Raw genomic sequence first — 16,906 nt, 5'->3', positions numbered from 1 at the left:
TCGCCGCGTTCAGGTCACCGCTCCGGACGGAGTGACGAGCCGACGGCGAGCACCAGGTCGAACCAAGCGAACCCGGGCGGAGTACGGATCAGGCGGTGCGGACCAGTTCTGGGCGCATCAGGACCGGGCGGGGGGCCGGCTCGAGGGTTAGTAGGTCTAGGCCGGCTACGCCGTAGCGGAGGAGAGCCAGTCTGGCTACCTCGGCGCTCACGCCAAGGGGGCGGGAGACCGCGACTGCTCCGGCCTTGCGGGCGGTCTCTTCGGCGCGGTCCGGGAGTGTGCCCGGGGCGAGGAAGAACGAGCCGACCGCCACGTGGCGACGACCTTCCAGCCGCCACTGCAGAACAGCTTCTGCTGGCGAAGGCGTGGCCGCTGTGGTGAAGGCAGCGACGACCGGCAGCTTGTGCCGCTGGCCCCAGAGCCTCGCAAGCCGTGCGACGGCCGCGTTCGCCTGGGTGTCGCTGGATCCGGCGCAAGCCAGTACGAGCGCGTCCAGCTCTCGCACGCGACCGTCCTTGAGCTCGGCGCGCATCCGCCGGTCGAGAACGTCGAGCAGCGACTCGTCGTACCCGAGGACATCGGAGGCGATGATGCGCAGGTCCGGGAAGCGGCTGCGAGCCTCGTCGACCACGGCCGGTACGTCGACGCGGGCGTGGAACGCGGACGACAGCAGCAGCGGGAGGATCACGACCTCTTCGACGCCCTCGGAGGCGAGCCGGTCGATCACCTGGTACGGCGTGGGCGGGCAGTGGTCGAGGAAGGAGGCTTCGATCCGCAGGTCGTCCCGCATCTCGCGAAGGCAGCTCACGAGCGAGTGGACGGTGGCGGCCGAGCGCGGATCGCGGCTGCCGTGGGCGAGGATCACGAGAGCTGGAGCAGTCACAGCAGTTCCCCTTCTTCGTCGTCGATCATGCCTGCCGCCAACGTCCACCCGTCGTGGGCGTCGATCAGCAGGAAGGATCCAGTGATGTTGTTGCTGGAGTACGGATCGGCGGCCAGCGGTGCGGCGACCTTGAGCTGCACCTTGCCGATGTCGTTCAGATCCAGCCCGGTGGCGTCGATGACTCCGAGCCCAGTGAATTCCAACGCCGTGAGGTCGAGCACTCCGGAGATCTTGGTGACGATCGCCTGAGCGGTGGTGGTGGTGTGCTTGATCAGCAGCCGGGCGCCCACGGACAGCGGACGGTCGGACAGCCAGCACACCGTGGCGGACAGTTCCCGGCGGGTGCCGGGGGAGGAGTCGGCCGAGACGATGACCGAACCGCGGGCGACGTCGAGGTCGTCCGTGAGCCGGACGGTGACGGCTTCACCGGCGACCGCGGACGGCCGCTCGGCGACCGCGGTGGTGGTCGCGCTGATGACGGCCCGGTCGATCCCGGCGACCGACGTACGCCGGCCCGCCGGCAGCACGATCACCTGGTCGCCGACAGAAACGGTGCCGGAGGCAACGGTTCCGGTGTAGCCGCGGTAGTCGCGGTACTCGTTGTCGGTCTGCGGCCGGATCACGTACTGGACCGGGAAGCGCAGCGGCTGGGCGGACGCGTCGGATCGCCCGGAAGCGCTCTCCAGGAACTCCAGCAGCGTCGGACCCGCGTACCAGCTGGTCGAGGCCGAGGGCTCCACGATGTTGTCCCCGATCAGCGCCGACACCGGAATCGCCTGCACGTCGGCGATGCCCAGCTGGTCGGCGAGCTGCGAGACGTCCTTCGCGATTCCCTGGAAGATCGCCTCGTCGTAGCCGACCAGGTCGATCTTGTTCACCGCCAGTACCACGTGCGGCACCCGTAGCAGCCCCGCGACGGCGAGGTGCCGCCGGGTCTGCTCCAGTACGCCGTGCCGCGCGTCGACCAGGATGATCACGACGTCCGCGGTCGAGGCGCCGGTGACGGTGTTCCGGGTGTACTGCACGTGTCCCGGGCAGTCGGCCAGGATGAACGAGCGCTTGTCGGTCGCGAAGTACCGGTAGGCGACGTCGATCGTGATGCCCTGCTCCCGCTCGGCCCGCAGGCCGTCGGTCAGCAGCGCGAAGTCGAAGTCGCCGCCGCGCGCTGCGGACACGGTCTGAACGTGCGCGATCTGGTCGGCCAGGATGGCCTTGCAGTCGTGCAGCAGCCGGCCGACCAGCGTCGACTTGCCGTCGTCCACCGAGCCGGCCGTGGCCAGCCGGAGAAGGGTGTGCTCCGTCGTACCCATCAGAAGTACCCCTCCCGCTTGCGGTCTTCCATCGCTGCCTCGCTGGCGCGATCGTCGGCCCGGGTGGCGCCGCGCTCGGTGATCTCGCTCGCCGCGACCTCGACGACGACCTCAGCAGCCGTCACCGCGGTACTGGCTACTGCTCCGGTGCAGGACATGTCGCCGACGGTCCGGTAACGGACGACGCGACTGCCGACCGTCTCGCCGTCGCGCGGCTGGGAGTAGGGGCCGACGGCAAGCAACATGCCGTCACGCTCGAAGACGTCCCGCTCGTGGGCGTAGTAGATGCTCGGGAGAGCGATCTCTTCGCGCTCGATGTAGTTCCAGATGTCCAGCTCGGTCCAGTTGGACAGCGGGAACACCCGGACGTGCTCGCCCGGCCGGTGCTTGCCGTTGTAGAGCGACCACAGCTCGGGCCGCTGGTTGCGCGGGTCCCACTGACCGAACTCGTCGCGCAGGCTGAAGATCCGCTCCTTGGCGCGGGCGCGCTCCTCGTCGCGGCGGCCGCCGCCGAAGACGGCGTCGAACCGGTGCGAGTTGATCGCGTCGAGCAACGGAACGGTCTGCAGCTGGTTCCGGGTCCCGTCCGCGCGCTCCCGCAGCCGCCCGTCGGCGAGGTAGTCCTCGACCTGGGCGACCTCGAGCCGCAGGCCCAGCGTCTCGACGACGGAGTCGCGGTAGGCCAGTACTTCGGGGAAGTTGTGGCCGGTGTCGACGTGCAGCAGCGTGAACGGCACCGGCGCCGGCGCGAACGCCTTCCGCGCCAGGTGCAGCATGACGATGGAGTCCTTGCCGCCCGAGAACAGGATCACCGGCCGCTCGAACTCGGCGGCCACCTCACGAAAGACGAAGATCGACTCGCTCTCCAGCGCGTCCAACTCGGTCACAGTGGTGGTCGGGGTGGTCGCTGCCGTCACGGGAGCCTCATTCGCCTCGATCGTCGCCGTCATACGTGCAACCCGCATTCGATCTTGCCCTGGCCGGCCCAGCGACCGCTGCGCGGATCCTCACCGGGTGCCACCTGCTTCGTGCAGGGCGCGCAGCCGATCGACGGGTAACCGTCGTACTGCAGGAGATTCACCAGTACGCCGTTGTCGGAGATGTAGCCGTCGAGGTCGTCCTGCGTCCACGGTGCGAGCGGGTTCAGCTTCACCATGTCGCGCTTCTCGTCGTACTCGACGACCTGGGTGTTGGCGCGGGTCGGCGCCTCCTCCCGGCGTACGCCGGTGACCCAGGCCTTGTAGCCCGAGAGGACCCGGTTCAGCGGCTCCACCTTGCGCATCGCGCAGCACTTGTCGGGCTGGGTGGCGAACAGATCCTTGCCGTACGTCGCGTCCTGCTCGGCGACGGTCTGCTTGGGGGTGGCGTTGATCAGGTTGATCTGCAGGGTCGCCGCGACGGCGTCCCGGGTACCGATGGTCTCGGCGAAGTGATAGCCCGTGTCGAGGAAGAGAACGTCGACACCGGGGGCCGCCTCGGCCGCGAGGTGGGGGAGTGCCCCGTCTGCCATCGAGGCGGTGACCACCAGTTCGTCGCCGAAGGTCTCCCGCGCCCAGGCCAGTACTTCCTGCGCCGAGGCGTCGGCTAGTCGTTCGTTGGCCTCTTCGGCCAGTGTCTTCAAGTCCGTCATTCCACCGTCACCCGCAGTCCGATCATCTTCAGCTGAAAGACCCGTGCACAAGGCCGGCACTCCCACGCGCCATGGCCTTCTTCGGAAGGACGCAAGTCCTCGTCTCCGCAGTAAGGGCAGTACAACGGTGCAGCGCGCTCGCTCATCGGTGTCCTCGCTTCGCTGCGGCACCGATGAACGAAGGCGCACTGTGCTGATTGGTGAACTCGCTTCGCTCGCTCACTGAAGTGCTCCTTCATCGGCACGGACGACCCACTGGGCGAAGCGCTCGCCCTCGGACCGCTCTTTCAGGTAGTTCTGGGTGATGCGTTCGACGTAGTCGGCCAGGTTGTCGGAGGTGACCTTGTGGCCGCGCAGCTTGCGGCCGAAGCCGGCGTCCAGGCCGAGGCCGCCGCCGAGATGCACCTGGTACCCCGGCACCTGGTTGCCGGCGGCATCTAGTACCAGCTGGCCCTTGAGGCCGATGTCGGCGACCTGGATGCGGGCGCAGGAGTTCGGGCAGCCGTTGACGTTGACGGTGATCGGTACGTCGAGCTCGGGGATGCGCTCCTCCAGCTCGCCGATCAACTCGGCCGCGCGGGCCTTCGTCTCGACGATCGCGAGCTTGCAGAACTCGATCCCGGTGCAGGCCATCGTGTTCTGCCGCCAGGCCGACGGCCGGGCCTGGTAGCCGAGATCGTTGAGCTCGGCAACCAAAGACTCGACCTGTGACTCCTCGACGTCGAGCACGATGAACTTCTGCTGCGCCGTGGTCCGGATCCGGTTCGACCCATGCGCCGCGACCACGTCGGCCACCTTCGCCAGCGAGCTGCCCGACACCCGGCCGACCACGGGAGCCACGCCCACGTAGTACCGGCCGTCCTTCTGCTGGTGCACGCCGACGTGATCGCCTTGTACCGCGGGGATCTCGGGCGACGGTCCGTCGATCAGCCTGCGGCCGAGGTACTTGTCGCTCTCGAGGATCTCGCGGAACTTCTCGATGCCCCAGTCGGCGATCAGGTACTTCAGCCGGGCCCGGTTCCGCAGCCGGCGGTAGCCGTAGTCGCGGAAGATGCTGACGACGCCCTTCCAGGCCAGGTGCACCTCGTCGAGCGGGATCCAGGCACCGACGCGCTGAGCGAGCATCGGGGTGGTGGACAGGCCGCCGCCGACCCAGAGGTCGAAGCCGGGGCCGTGCTCGGGGTGGACCACGCCGACGAAGCTGATGTCGTTCACTTCCGGCACCACGTCGTGCGAGGGGTGGCCAGTCATCGCGGTCTTGAACTTGCGCGGCAGGTTGGAGAACTCGTTGCTGCCGATGTACTTCTCGACGATGTCGTCGATGGCCGGCGTCGGGTCGATGATCTCGTCGGCCGCGATGCCCGCGACCGGGCTCGAGATGATCACCCGCGGTACGTCGCCGCAGGGCCTCGGTCGTGTACAGCCCGACCGCCTCCAGCTTCTGCCAGATCGCGGGCACGTCCTCGACCCGGATCCAGTGCAGCTGGATGTTCTGCCGGTCGGTGATGTCGGCCGTGTCCCGCGCATAGGTGCTGGACACCTCGGCGATCACCCGGAGCTGCTCGGTGCTGAGCTGGCCGCCCTCGATCCGGACCCGGAGCATGAAGTACTTGTCGTCCAGCTCCTCCGGCTCCAGCGTCGCGGTCTTGCCGCCGTCGATGCCGGGCTTGCGCTGGGTGTAGAGACCCCACCAGCGGAACCGGCCACGCAGATCGGCCGGGTCGATCGAGTCGAACCCGCGGTGCGCATAGACGTTCTCGATCCGGGCCCGGACGTTCAGGCCATCGTCGTTCTTCTTGTTCTCTTCGTTCTTGTTCAGCGGCTCGCGATAGCCGAGCGCCCACTGGCCTTCGCCCTTGCCCTTGCGCGGGCGGGCTGCCTTACGAGGGGGATCGGTGCGGGGAGCAGAGGTGACGCCAGTCATCCGGAACGGTCCTTGTCTGCTAGAGACAGGTGCGTCCGCGCTGAGCGAGCTCGAAGCGTCGTCGATTCGATTCGGGTCTGCGCGGTGCGCACCCAGCGGTGATCAGAGATCGGGGGCCATCAACTGGCCCGCAGGGTGGCTGTCAGAGCATCGAAGGACAACAGATGGCGCTGCGCATACGACCGAGGTCGATGTGAATCCGACCTACGAGATGAGTCGAGCGGGCAGCGAGCATGCTGATAAGACTCGGCTCAGTTCGCCCGTAAATCAACTCCCATTCCTGCATCGTGAGACGCAATCTCAAATAATGGATAAGTCTAGCAGCGTGGTCGAGATTGATTCGCGCTCGAATCGTGATCTGCAAGAGCTCTTGCGCAAGACTTCTTGTGGAAAGTAGTCTCGCCGTCATGACTCCTGCCAACCGCCGTTCGGCCGATGCCTCCGTGATCGCCGCGATTCACCACCCGCTCCGCCGCCGGCTGATCGACCTGCTCGGGGTCGACGGCCCGGCGACCGCGTCCCGGCTGGCGGAGTCGACCGGGGAGCTGGTCGGCAACATCAGTCATCACCTGAAAGTTCTGGCCGCCGCGGGCGTGATCGAGGAGGCGCCCGAGCTCGCCAAGAACCGCCGCGAGCGGTGGTGGCGCAGCGCCAAGGCGTCGTACTCGTGGTCGATCGCCGACGCCGGCGGAGACCCGGCGGGGGAGCTGGTCGCGGCTACCGCCGAGGAGGCGAATCTCGGGCATCACACGGCCAAAGTTCGGCAATGGTTCGACCGGCGGACCGGGTACGACGAGGCCTGGGTGCGGGCGGCTTTCGCGACCGAGAGTTGGGTCACACTGACGCCGGAGCGGCTTGCCGAGCTCGGTTCGCGGATCAGCGAACTGATCCAGGAGTACGTCGAGACGCCGGATTCCGGACCGGGTGCGCAGTCCGGGTTCGTCTTCGCGCACGGTGTACCGGCCCGGCCATGAGCGGGAAGGTGGAGGCCGGAGCGAGTGGCGGGGCGGAGACGGCGTCGGCTGAAGAGGGGGCGGCCGAGGTGGTGTTTCCGCCGTTGTCGCGGGATCGGCGGGTGCAGGGGTGGATCGTCTCGAACGCGGTCTCACAGACCGGCGACGTCGCCTGGTACATCGGACTGGCCTGGAGCGCCGCCCAGGTGACGACCCCTGCGGGCGCCGGCCTGGTGATGGGCATTGGCGCGCTGCCGAAGGCGCTCACCCTCCTGTACGGCGGTGCGCTGGCGGACCGGATCGACGCGCGCCGGACCATGATCGTGGCCAACCTCGGGCGAATCCTGGTGCTGTCACTGGCAGCCGCGTTCATCGGGATGTGGGGCGTCTCGCTGCCCTTGCTGCTTGTCGTGGCGGTGGTGTTCGGCGCGGTGGATGCGATCTACGGACCGGCGGCCGGCACGCTGCCGCGCCGGATGGTCCAGCGCGATGACCTGGTGAAACTCGCGGCGGGCAACCAGTTGGCGAACCGGCTGGCCGTGTTCGTGGGTGCTCCGCTCGGCGGTCTGGTGGTGGCGCATGGCGGGCTCGCCTCGGTGATGGTTGTGGATGCGGTGTCGTTCGCGGTGATCGCCGTGGGGTTGGTGGCCGTGGTGAAGCCGCGGTTGCCGCAGCCCCCAGCGTCGGGCGCATCGGTGCTGACGGATCTGCGCGAAGGGTTCGGGTACCTGCGCCGGTCCGTCTCGGCGCGCACGTTGGTGATCGCGTTCTTCGGGCTGAATCTGTGCGTCGGGCCGGTGCTAGCGGTCGGATTGGTGCAGCGGACTCACAGTGCAGGGTGGGGAGCTGGATCGCTTGGGCTGTTCCAGGCCTGCTCGGGCGTCGCAGCGGCCGTCGGAGCGTTGTTGGCGATGCGGTGGAAGCCGCGGAACCTCGCCCGGACCGGGTTGCTGGTGCTGATCCTTCAGGCGGCTGGGTGTGCAGCGATCGGGTACGTACCTCGGGGTGGCGTGTTCGCGGCGATGGCGACGATCGGGTTCACTGCCGGGCTCGCGTCGGCGCAGTTGTCGGCGGCATTCCAGCAGACGATCGACCCGGCGTACCTCGGCCGCACGAGCAGCATCACCAGCCTCTCCGACGAAGCCCTGATGCCGGTCGCGATGACCACCTTCGGCTTCCTCATCAGCCTCACCTCGATTGGTATCGCGTGTCTGGCGATCGGGGCCGTCTTCGCCCTGTTGATGGTCTGGTCGGCCGCTCGACTCAACGCGGCAGGCTGATCTCTTGCCGGTGGGAGGGCGAGTCGCTAGCGTGTGCTCGCGCTCGGCGCGGCCGAATTGGCGCTTGCCGCGCAGAAGGTCCGGGATGGCCGGGCCGGCGGCTGGGTGCGTCAATCGGCTTACTGGGCAGGCGAATACCGCGAGCAGGAAGCCGGTGGCGACACTCTGAACCTGTACGACGTGAGCGCTCGCGGATGCGGATCGCCGTCTACCCCCTTACCCGCTGAACGGTTCGGCTGCTGGGCTTACTCGGGTGGCGAGGTCGGGGTAGTTGATGACCAAGCCGGCGAGGTCTAGTTGCAGGTCTGCTTGGTATCCGCTGTCGGTGCTGGTGTAGCGAACCCGCGACCCGGACTCGTTGGAGTTCAGATGCTGATAGCGCTGTGGTGAGAGATGCACGGCCAGGTCCGGGAGGGACACCCAGGCCATCAGGAAGTCGACTGTTCCCGGCTGGCGGTGTAGGTGGTGACGGCGGACGGGCATGAGGTTGGTGAGAGGGGAGTAGGCCAGGTCGCAGTCGAGTGCACCGCTAACCGCGGTCAGGTCTCCGCCTGGTGGTGGCAGGGCTACCTCCCCCTCGCTGGATGAGGTGGCCTGCCAGTTGCCGGATCCGTCCGAGCCGAGCTCGAGCCGACGAATCCAGCCTTCGCCGGCGGCTGTGAGGTGCAGGCGGCGGGTCACCCATCGCGCGCCGGTCTCGAGTTCGTAGTCCACCCGGTAGGGGAGCGGATCGATGCCGAGCTGGGTGCCGGTCGCGCTCAACCGGTCCTCGCCCAGCTCCAATTGGACCGCTTCCGCGCGCCACGAGTCGGTACCGCTCCACAGCAGCATCATCGTCACACCATGCCACCCCGTCGGTTCGCCGACGGCTGCTTCAGGTTGCGGGGTGCTGGGATCGCCAGTTCTTGATCAGCTGGTTGAGGTCTTCGCTGATGAAGGCGAAGAAGTCGGAGGCTTCCAGGAGGCGGAGCCCGACCGGCGTCTCGGGGCCGAAGAGGTCGGCGCCGGCCCCGGGTGCTGGATTCCCATTCGCCGAGGGCGTTGTTGCGTCGTTCGAGGATCGAGGCGAAGACGTCGTCGCGGATGCGGTAGTGGTCCTTGCGGGAACCGGGTAGCCGCTCGCGGGAGATGAAGGCAACCTGGATCAGCTGCCGGACGGCGCCCGAGACCGCGGGCTGGCTGATCTGGAGCGTCTCGGCGAGCTCGGAGGCCGTCATCGTGCCGGTCGGGCTGACCAGCATCCGGCCCATCACGCGGGCCGACATCGACGGGACGCCGCTGTTCGCCATCACGCTCGCGAAGCGCTCGACGAACTGGCTGACCGCTTCTGGGGACGGTTCCTGGGACATGTCGACAGACTACCGGAATCTGATCTATCGCAAGTATCACAGAGTTCTGAGATTTTGGATTTCATGACCACTTCATCCGCAGCCGAGGCCGGGCCGGCCACCCTCACGGGCGGTCGAGAAGGGCGTGGGCCCTGGTCTGGCGGTCGCGGCCAAGACCGGCTCGGCCGAGCTACTCACCTCGGTCCGCGAGGCGTTCATGACCAGCTTCGGTACGACGATGTGGGTCTCGGCCGGCATCGGCGTCGCGGGCGCAGTGCCGGCCGCAGCGCTGATGCCGAAGCGAGCGGCGAAGCCTTCCGAGGTTGCTCCGATCGGGATCTCCTCGAACACCTGACAGGCCGCCGTGAGCGCCTCCGTATGCCAGAGCTTGGCCAGGTGCCGTGGGATCAATTCGAGCCTGATGGAAAGGGGGTCATGAACTCTGTGCTTCGATCCATTAACCGGTTAACGTACTTGCGCGCCCGGTGACCGGCCGGTCGCGGACAGGAGCCGCGGATGAATCGGATGAAAGACGGGCTCGGGCCGGGAACGATCGCAGCGCGGGCCGGGGCCCCACCGGCAGAGCCTGCCGGTCCACTGGTCGTCTCACCTGAGTTCGCCACGGCGTACCACCAGGATCTGGATGACGTCGCCCCGGTGCGTTACGGCCGGTGGGGGCACCGCTCGGCCGACCACCTCGAGGAGGTGCTCGGGGCGCTCGACCGTGGCCGCTCGGTCGTCTTCAACAGCGGGATGGCGGCGGTCTCGGCCGTACTGCTCGCGTTGCTGCGGCCGTCCGATCGCCTGGTGCTGTTCGAGGGCGGGACCTACTACGAAACCAGGCAGATCGCCGATCAGCTGGCCGGGCGGGGCATCGAGGTCCAGGTGCTCAAAGCCATGGCCGAGTTGCCCGCGGCGGTCGTCGGAGCCCGCCTGGTGGTGGTCGAGTCACCGAGCAATCCGCTCCTCGATCTCTACGACCTGCGCGAGATCGCGCGGATCGCGCACGCTGCCGGAGCCTTGGTCGCCGTCGATAATTCGGTCGCCTCGCCGCTGGGTCAGTGTCCGTTGGACCTCGGCGCGGATTTGGCGATGTGCAGCGATGCCAAGGTCGTCGGCGGCCACCACGACCTCGTGCTGGGTCACGTCAGCAGCCGTGATGCCGAGTTGCTGACGGCGCTGCAGGACTGGCGTTATCTGCACGGCGGGATCCCGTCGGCTTTCACCTGCTGGCTGGCGTTGCGGTCGATCGGGACACTGGAGTTGCGAGTGCAACGGCAGAACGCGAATGCGGGAGCTCTGGTGAAGCTCCTCGCGACGCGGCCCGAGGTGACCGGTTTGCGTTGGCCAGGGTCGCCCGCTGATCCGCAGTATCCGTTGGCGGCCCGGCAGATGATGCTCGGGGGTGGTCTGCTGGCCTTTCGGCTACCCGGCCGCCCGTACCTGCATCGGTTCCTCCGCGCGAGTCGGCTGATCGTTCCGGCCACCAGCTACGGCGGACTGCAGTCGACCGCCAACGACATCGGGGCGTGGCCGCATCTCGCGGTCCCCGCGGGCTTGGTGCGGATCTCTTGCGGCTGTGAAGATACGGCCGACCTCGTCGACGACGTCCGGGATGCACTCGACAAAGCCGCGGTGTCATGACGCATCTGCTGCTCGTCGGAGCCTGGCCGGAGCTGGCGGCCCGGCTGGTCGGTCTGCCCGGCCGCGTCACCCTGCTCCAGCTCGAGGGGATGCCCGGTGGCTCCGACCTCACGGCGTACGGGCGATGGGCCGCTGACCTCGTGACTGCGCGCTGGGATCAGCCCGCGGAGATCCTCGACATCGCCGCCGGGTTGAATCGGCGCGATCCGCTCGACGTGGTGGCCGGGTACGGCGAATTCGCGCTGCCGGCGGTCGCCGCGATCTCGGCGCAACTCGGGATCCGGTCAGTGCCGGGCCCGGTGGACCAACGGCCGGGAAAGAGCGTCCAGCGGACCCTGTTTGCTGCCGGCGGCTGCCGGCCGGTTCGGCACCTGCTGTGCTCCCGGCCGGACGAGGTACGCGCGTTCGTCGAGGCAGGCCCGGCCGTGCTCAAACCTGACCTCGGCAACGGCAGCCTGGGGGTCTTCGCTGTGGACCGGACCGATCAGATGGAGCAGGGGTGGCGGTGGGTCCGCGGCGCTGGATTGGGTGCTGTGCTGGCTGAAGAGCGTCTGTCCGGCCCGGAGTTCAGCGTTGAGACCAGATCGGTGTCCGGTCTGCACGAAGCGCTGATGGTGACCGAGAAGTTCACCTCGGGACCACCGCATTTCGTCGAGATCGGTCATGTCATGCCGGCGCGAACCGACGTGGACGAGCTCAAGGACGAGGCGGTTCGTGCCTTGTCGGCGCTGGGACACACGGACGGTCCAGCGCATGTGGAACTCATCCGGACAGATGACGGACCGAAGATCGTGGAGGTCAACCGTCGGCTGGGCGGCGACCGCATCTGGGAGCTGCTGCAGCTCAGCACCGGCATCGACGTACTTCGGCAGGTGCTGCTTGACGCACTCGACCCGAAGCCCGCTGCGGTTGGCGGCGATGCAACTGCGGCGGCAGCCATCCGCTTCGTGCACGGCAGCGAAGCGATGTTCGCCAACGGGCTGCCCGCGCGGCCGGCCGAGCCGATCGAGGCGGTAGAGGGACTGATCCGCTGGCGCTGGGAGCCGACTACGTACCACCGTCGGCTTGGCTACGTGTTGACGTACGGCGCCGATCCGACCGACGCGGTCGGCATCGCAGAGCAGGTCTGCAAGGCATTCCCAGGGTATTCACCGGCAGGCACGGTCTGAGGTTTCGACGGACACCCGAGGACGCCTGAGCAGAGCAGCGCCCGCACCGAGAGTTCCGGTGCGGGCGTTGCGGGCGCTTCGGGGGCTTGGGTCAGTTGAGGACGAGGCCAGGGTAGAGCGGGTGCTTGTCGAGCAGTTCTGCCGAGGCGGCGCGGACCTTGTCGGCGACGCCGTCGGCCAGCACGTACTTCGCCTTCGAGGGTGCGCCGGCCGAGGTCGTGGTCGGGGTGACGCTGGACAGCACGTCGACCATCAGCTCCGCGACCTTGTCGAACTCGTCGAGGCCGAAGCCGCGGGTGGTGAGCGCCGGCGTACCGATCCGGACGCCGGAGGTGTACCAGGCGCCGTTCGGATCGCGGGGAACCGCGTTCCGGTTGGTCACGATGCCCGCGTCGAGCAGGGCCGACTCGGCCTGGCGACCGGTGATCCCGTACGACGAGACGTCGAGCAGGACCAGGTGGTTCTCCGTGCCGTCCGTGACGAGCTTGACGCCACGCTTCATCAGACCCTCGGCAAGCCCGACCGCGTTGTCCGCGACGGCCTGCGCGTACGTCTTGAACTCCGGCTGCCGCGCCTCGGCAAGAGCGACGGCCTTCGCGGCCATCGTCTGGCTGAGCGGGCCGCCGAGCACCATCGGGCAACCGCGGTCGACCGCGTCGGCGTACTCGGGCTGGCAGAGCACCATGCCGCCCCGCGGGCCGCGCAGCGACTTGTGCGTGGTGGTCGTCGTGACGTGCGCGTGCGGCACCGGGTCGAAGTCGCCGGTGAAGACCTTGCCCGCGACGAGTCCGGCGAAGTGCGCCATGTCGACCATCAGGGTCGCGCCGACCTCGTCGGCGATCTCGCGCATCTTGGCGAAGTCGACCTTGCGCGGGTACGCCGAGTAGCCGGCGATCAGGATCAGCGGCTTGAACTCGCGGGCCTGCGCGGCGACCTTGTCGTAGTCGAGCAGCCCGGTCTCCGGGTCCGTTCCGTACGAGCTCTGGTGGAACATCTTGCCGGAGATGTTCGGCCGGAAGCCGTGGGTCAGGTGGCCGCCCGCGTCGAGCGACATGCCGAGCATCTTCTGGTCGCCGAGCGCCTTGCGGAGCTTGGCCCAGTCCTCGTCGGACAGGTCGTTGACGTGCTTGGCGCTCGCCTCGGCCAGCGCCGGGGACTCGATCCGGTTGGCCAGGATCGCCCAGAAGGCGACCAGGTTCGCGTCGATGCCGGAGTGCGGCTGGACGTAGGCGTGCGGCGCGTCGAAGAGCGCTTTCGCGTGATCCGCGGCGGTCTGCTCGACGGTGTCGACGTTCTGGCAGCCGGCGTAGAAGCGGTGCCCGACGGTGCCCTCGGCGTACTTGTCGGACAGCCAGTTGCCCATCGTCAGCAGCGTCGCCGGGGAGGCGTAGTTCTCACTCGCGATCAGCTTCAGCGAGGACCGCTGGTCGGCCAGTTCGGCCCGGATCGCGCCGGCGATGGTGGGTTCCACCGCGCCGATCACGGCAAGTGCGTTGGTGTACGCGGCCGACGCGGCAGCGGCGTCGAAGGGTTGAGTCATCTTCGTCTCTCTCCTGAGGTTGCACTCGGTCGCGGCACCCAGGCGCACGGTGCCGGCGTCATTTCGCTCCCCGGTGGTCAGTCCCACCTCAGCGCCAGTCGCGACCCGGTAACCCTAGCTGGTGTGGTCGCTTGCGTCCGAACAACCGTGGGGCAGGACCCTCGCGTATTCGGACGCAAGCGGTTAGAGGATGCGGTCGAGGATGGGGGCGAAGGGGGTGGTGCGGGGGAGCGTGCCGAAGACGCCACCCCAATCGCCGGCCAGGCGGGAGGCCACGAAGGCGTCCGCTACCCCGGGGGTGGAGTGACGGACCAGCAGGGATGCCTGCAGGCAGACGGCCATCCGCGCGGCGAGGCGGCGAGCGCCGGCTTCCGCGTTCTCGAGATCGGAGAGCCGCTCCAGGACGTCGGTCACGGCGGCGTCCAGGCGATGGTCGGCTCCTCGGGCGGCGCCTACCTCGGTGAGCCAGGCCTCGAGGGATTCGGGGCGCCGGAGCGCGCGCAGTACGTCGAGGGCGTTGACCGTGCCGGAGCCTTCCCAGATCGAGTTCAGCGGTGATTCGCGGAACAGCAACGGCAGCCCGGACTCCTCGACGTACCCGTTGCCGCCGAGGCATTCGAGCGCCTCCGCGACCGTGAACGAGGTTCGTTTGCAGACCCAGAACTTGGCCAGTGGCAAGGCGATCCGCCGGAACGCCGTGGCCTGCTCGTCCCCGGCGATCGAGGCGTCGACGGCTGCCGCCAGACGCATCGAGAGAGCGGTTGCTGCCTCGCTCTCGAGTGCAAGGTCCGCGAGCACGTTCTGCATCGCCGGCTTGTCCCGGAGCAGCCCGCCGAAGGCACTCCGGTACGACGTATGCCAGGTCGCCTCGACCAGCGCCCTCCGCATCAGCGAGGCCGAACCGAGCACGCAGTCGAGCCGGGTGGCCGCGACCATCTCGATGATCGTCCGTACGCCGGCGCCTTCGTCGCCGAGGCGGTAGCCGATCGTGTTGCGGAACTCCACCTCGCTGGACGCATTCGACCGGTTGCCGAGTTTGTCCTTCAGCCGCTGCAGGGCAAACGTGTTCCGGTTGCCGTCGGCAAGGACGCGCGGTACGACGAAGCAGGTCAGCCCGTCGGGCGCCTGGGCGAGCACGAGGAACACATCCACCTGCGGTGCCGAGCAGAACCACTTGTGCCCGTTGAGCACGTATTCGTTGCCCTGTCCCGAGGGCGTGGCCGTGGTCAGGTTCGCGCGCACGTCCGAACCGCCCTGCTTCTCGGTCATCCCCATCCCCGCGAGCACGCCGGACTTTTCCGCCGGCCTCAGCCGGCGTACGTCGTACGAGGTGCTGGCGAGCTTCGGGATCCATTCGGCGGCGAGCTCTTCCGAAGCGCGGAGCGCCGGTACGGCGGCGTAGGTCATCGAGATCGGGCAGCCGTGGCCGGGCTCGACCTGCGACCAGACGTAGAAGCCGGCCGCCCGGGTGAGGTGTGGCGACGGGCGTTCGCTCGTCCAGGGTGCGGCCTGGAGGCCGAAGCCGACGGCCTTCTCCATCAGCCAATGCCAGGACGGGTGGAACTCGACCTCGTCGATGCGGTTGCCGTACCGGTCGTGGGTGCGCAGAACGGGTGAGTTCTGATTCGCCGGGAGAGCATGGGAGAGCGCTTCCTGCGTTCCGGCGAGTTCTCCGATCCCGGTCAGGCCTGGATCGGCCGAAAGGTCGGCGTACGGACGCAGAGCGTCACCGAGTCCCGTGTCGGACGTGAAGAAGTTCACCCCTTGCAGTGGGGGCGCCTGATTCGTTACAGCGTTTGGGTCCGCCATGTCAGTACGGTATGCGGTATGGCACGCTCTGGGTCCGAGACCTCCGTCTCATTCGCATGGGCCCGACGAATTCCCGCGACGACCTGGAAGCTGATCACCCAGACCGTCGGCACCTGCTTGCGCTACCGCGTCACGGGACTTGCGGCGGAGGCCGCCTTCTTCGCGATCCTCTCGCTGCCGCCGCTGATCTTCGGGCTGGCCGGAAGTATCGGCTTCATCGCCGGCAGGTTCTTCGACGTCGAGACGATCGACAGCATCAAGCTGCAGATCGCCGACCTGGCCGGGCGTGCGCTGACCGCCGACTCCGTCAGCAACGTCATCGTCCCGACGATCGACAAGGTGCTCGACGGCGGCCGGCCCGACGTGATCTCGATCGGCTTCCTGCTGGCCCTGTGGTCGGGCAGCCGAGCGTTGAACGTGTTCGTCGACACGATCACCATCATGTACGGGATGGGCGGCAAGCGCGGGATCGTCCGCACCAGGGCGCTGTCGTTCAGCCTGTACTGCGCTGCGCTGGTCATCGGCGTGATCGTTCTGCCGCTGGTACTGGCCGGTCCGGATGCGGTGGATGCGTTGCTGCCGCAGAAGGTCGACTTCCTGAATCAGTTGTACTGGCCGGTCGTGACGATCCTGTCCGCGGGCTTCTTGAACACGCTGTTCCATCTGTCGGTGCCGGTGCGGACACCATGGGTGTCGGATCTGCCGGGGTCGTTCCTGACGCTGTCGATCTGGATCGGCGGCAGCTTCGTGCTGCGCTGGATCCTGCAGAGCACTGTCGGTGGTACGTCGATCTACGGGCCGCTGGCGGCGCCGATCGCGGTGCTGATGTGGCTTTACATGACAGCGATCGCGGTGTTGATCGGGGCTGCGCTCAATGCGGTGGTGGATCGGCTGTGGCCGCACAAGTCCCGCAAGGTGGCGCAGGAGTCGGACGAAGACGTCCAGGCGCCGGTGATGAAGGCCGAGCCTGACCCGCACCATGTCGATGTCGTCGAGCCGGGCGAGCAACGCCCCGAGATCAAGGCTGCCCTAGCGGTCGAGGCGCTGTCCGAAGCGGAACCTGCTGAGCACGCCGTCCCGGCGTCGGTGCCGATCGCCGCAACCAAGCTGCCAGCCGTCGCCAAGACGGTCCCGGGCAAGACGGTCCCGGGCAAGACGGCATTGGGCAAGACGGCACCGAGCAAGGTGAGTCCGGCCGAGCCGGCGCCCGCAGTACGGGAGTCTGTGAGGCCGGGTGTGGGTAAGGCGAGCTCTGCCAAGGGGGAGCCCGTAGTACCGGCGGCCGGCGTGCCGGACATGGACGGTGGGGAGCGGGAGCCTGAGCGGGTCGGAAAATCCGGTGCGCAGGCTGACGGCGACGACCTAGTCTGAGGGCATCGCGACAGTCCGTCACTCGGCGGCAGACAGAGAAGGGAGGCGACCCAGTTATGAGCTTC

The 16,906-nt window shown here is 68.0% G+C and carries 14 protein-coding genes, 1 pseudogene and 1 riboswitch; of the genes and pseudogenes, 6 read left to right on the top strand and 9 right to left on the bottom strand.

Annotated features, from left to right (window positions below):
* Window positions 1-88: 88 nt before the first annotated feature.
* The 5 genes and pseudogenes from F1D05_RS05560 to F1D05_RS05540 all read right to left on the bottom strand — a co-directional run bounded on the left by F1D05_RS05560 (window position 89) and on the right by F1D05_RS05540 (window position 5,747).
* A complete protein-coding gene (locus F1D05_RS05560) occupies window positions 89-883 on the bottom strand; it encodes a sirohydrochlorin chelatase (RefSeq protein ID WP_185446302.1) in 795 nt (264 codons plus the stop codon).
* Window positions 880-2,193: a sulfate adenylyltransferase subunit 1 gene (locus F1D05_RS05555; RefSeq protein ID WP_185446301.1), complete on the bottom strand. Its 1,314-nt coding sequence runs from the start codon at window positions 2,191-2,193 to the stop codon at window positions 880-882. The genes F1D05_RS05560 and F1D05_RS05555 overlap by 4 nt, the downstream gene beginning before the upstream one ends.
* Window positions 2,193-3,143 carry a sulfate adenylyltransferase subunit CysD gene (gene cysD / locus F1D05_RS05550; protein WP_206686086.1) on the bottom strand — a complete coding sequence of 317 codons (951 nt, stop codon included), beginning with the start codon at window positions 3,141-3,143 and terminating at the stop codon, window positions 2,193-2,195. Before cysD ends, F1D05_RS05555 begins: the two co-directional genes overlap by 1 nt.
* A complete protein-coding gene (locus F1D05_RS05545) occupies window positions 3,140-3,823 on the bottom strand; it encodes a phosphoadenylyl-sulfate reductase (protein ID WP_185446300.1) in 684 nt (227 codons plus the stop codon). The genes cysD and F1D05_RS05545 overlap by 4 nt, the downstream gene beginning before the upstream one ends.
* A gap of 219 nt (window positions 3,824-4,042) precedes the next feature.
* Window positions 4,043-5,747, bottom strand: a pseudogene (locus F1D05_RS05540) (nitrite/sulfite reductase).
* A 407-nt stretch (window positions 5,748-6,154) separates the two neighbouring features.
* On the opposite strand from F1D05_RS05540, the gene F1D05_RS05535 reads away from it, so the two are divergent.
* Window positions 6,155-6,721 (top strand): ArsR/SmtB family transcription factor, encoded by a 567-nt coding sequence (locus F1D05_RS05535; RefSeq protein ID WP_185446299.1) that lies wholly within the window; start codon window positions 6,155-6,157, stop codon window positions 6,719-6,721.
* Window positions 6,718-7,980, top strand: a complete 1,263-nt coding sequence (locus F1D05_RS05530; RefSeq protein ID WP_185446298.1) for an MFS transporter — start codon at window positions 6,718-6,720, stop codon at window positions 7,978-7,980. Before F1D05_RS05535 ends, F1D05_RS05530 begins: the two co-directional genes overlap by 4 nt.
* A gap of 216 nt (window positions 7,981-8,196) precedes the next feature.
* Here the strand turns inward: F1D05_RS05530 and F1D05_RS05525 are convergent, their stop codons facing one another.
* Window positions 8,197-8,814, bottom strand: coding sequence for a putative glycolipid-binding domain-containing protein (locus F1D05_RS05525; RefSeq protein WP_246486829.1), 618 nt, complete (start codon window positions 8,812-8,814; stop codon window positions 8,197-8,199).
* Window positions 8,815-8,816: 2 nt separating this feature from the next.
* Window positions 8,817-9,329, bottom strand: coding sequence for a GbsR/MarR family transcriptional regulator (locus F1D05_RS05520; RefSeq protein WP_185446297.1), 513 nt, complete (start codon window positions 9,327-9,329; stop codon window positions 8,817-8,819).
* 124 nt (window positions 9,330-9,453) lie between these two features.
* Between F1D05_RS05520 and F1D05_RS05515 the strand changes: the two genes are divergently transcribed.
* The 3 genes from F1D05_RS05515 (at window position 9,454) to F1D05_RS05505 (ending at window position 12,121) form a co-directional block, all read left to right on the top strand.
* Window positions 9,454-9,663, top strand: coding sequence for a hypothetical protein (locus F1D05_RS05515; RefSeq protein ID WP_185446296.1), 210 nt, complete (start codon window positions 9,454-9,456; stop codon window positions 9,661-9,663).
* A gap of 161 nt (window positions 9,664-9,824) precedes the next feature.
* A complete protein-coding gene (locus F1D05_RS05510; protein WP_185446295.1) occupies window positions 9,825-10,952 on the top strand; it encodes an aminotransferase class I/II-fold pyridoxal phosphate-dependent enzyme in 1,128 nt (375 codons plus the stop codon).
* A complete protein-coding gene (locus F1D05_RS05505) occupies window positions 10,949-12,121 on the top strand; it encodes an ATP-grasp domain-containing protein (protein WP_185446294.1) in 1,173 nt (390 codons plus the stop codon). Before F1D05_RS05510 ends, F1D05_RS05505 begins: the two co-directional genes overlap by 4 nt.
* A gap of 91 nt (window positions 12,122-12,212) precedes the next feature.
* Here F1D05_RS05505 and F1D05_RS05500 read toward each other — a convergent pair whose 3' ends face one another.
* A complete protein-coding gene (locus tag F1D05_RS05500) occupies window positions 12,213-13,703 on the bottom strand; it encodes a glycine hydroxymethyltransferase (RefSeq protein ID WP_281388964.1) in 1,491 nt (496 codons plus the stop codon).
* A riboswitch (ZMP/ZTP riboswitch) is annotated at window positions 13,691-13,773 on the bottom strand. It overlaps the preceding gene by 13 nt.
* Before the next feature lie 71 nt (window positions 13,774-13,844).
* On the bottom strand, window positions 13,845-15,470 hold the full coding sequence (locus F1D05_RS05495; RefSeq protein ID WP_185446292.1) for an acyl-CoA dehydrogenase family protein: 1,626 nt from the start codon (window positions 15,468-15,470) through the stop codon (window positions 13,845-13,847).
* Window positions 15,471-15,488: 18 nt separating this feature from the next.
* On the opposite strand from F1D05_RS05495, the gene F1D05_RS05490 reads away from it, so the two are divergent.
* Complete coding sequence (locus F1D05_RS05490) at window positions 15,489-16,841, top strand: YihY/virulence factor BrkB family protein (protein WP_185446291.1); 1,353 nt, start codon at window positions 15,489-15,491, stop codon at window positions 16,839-16,841.
* Window positions 16,842-16,906 lie beyond the last annotated feature (65 nt).

The sequence above is a fragment of the Kribbella qitaiheensis genome, from assembly GCF_014217565.1.
Lineage (GTDB): Bacteria > Actinomycetota > Actinomycetes > Propionibacteriales > Kribbellaceae > Kribbella > Kribbella qitaiheensis_A.
This window is presented reverse-complemented; position numbering and strand designations above follow the sequence as displayed.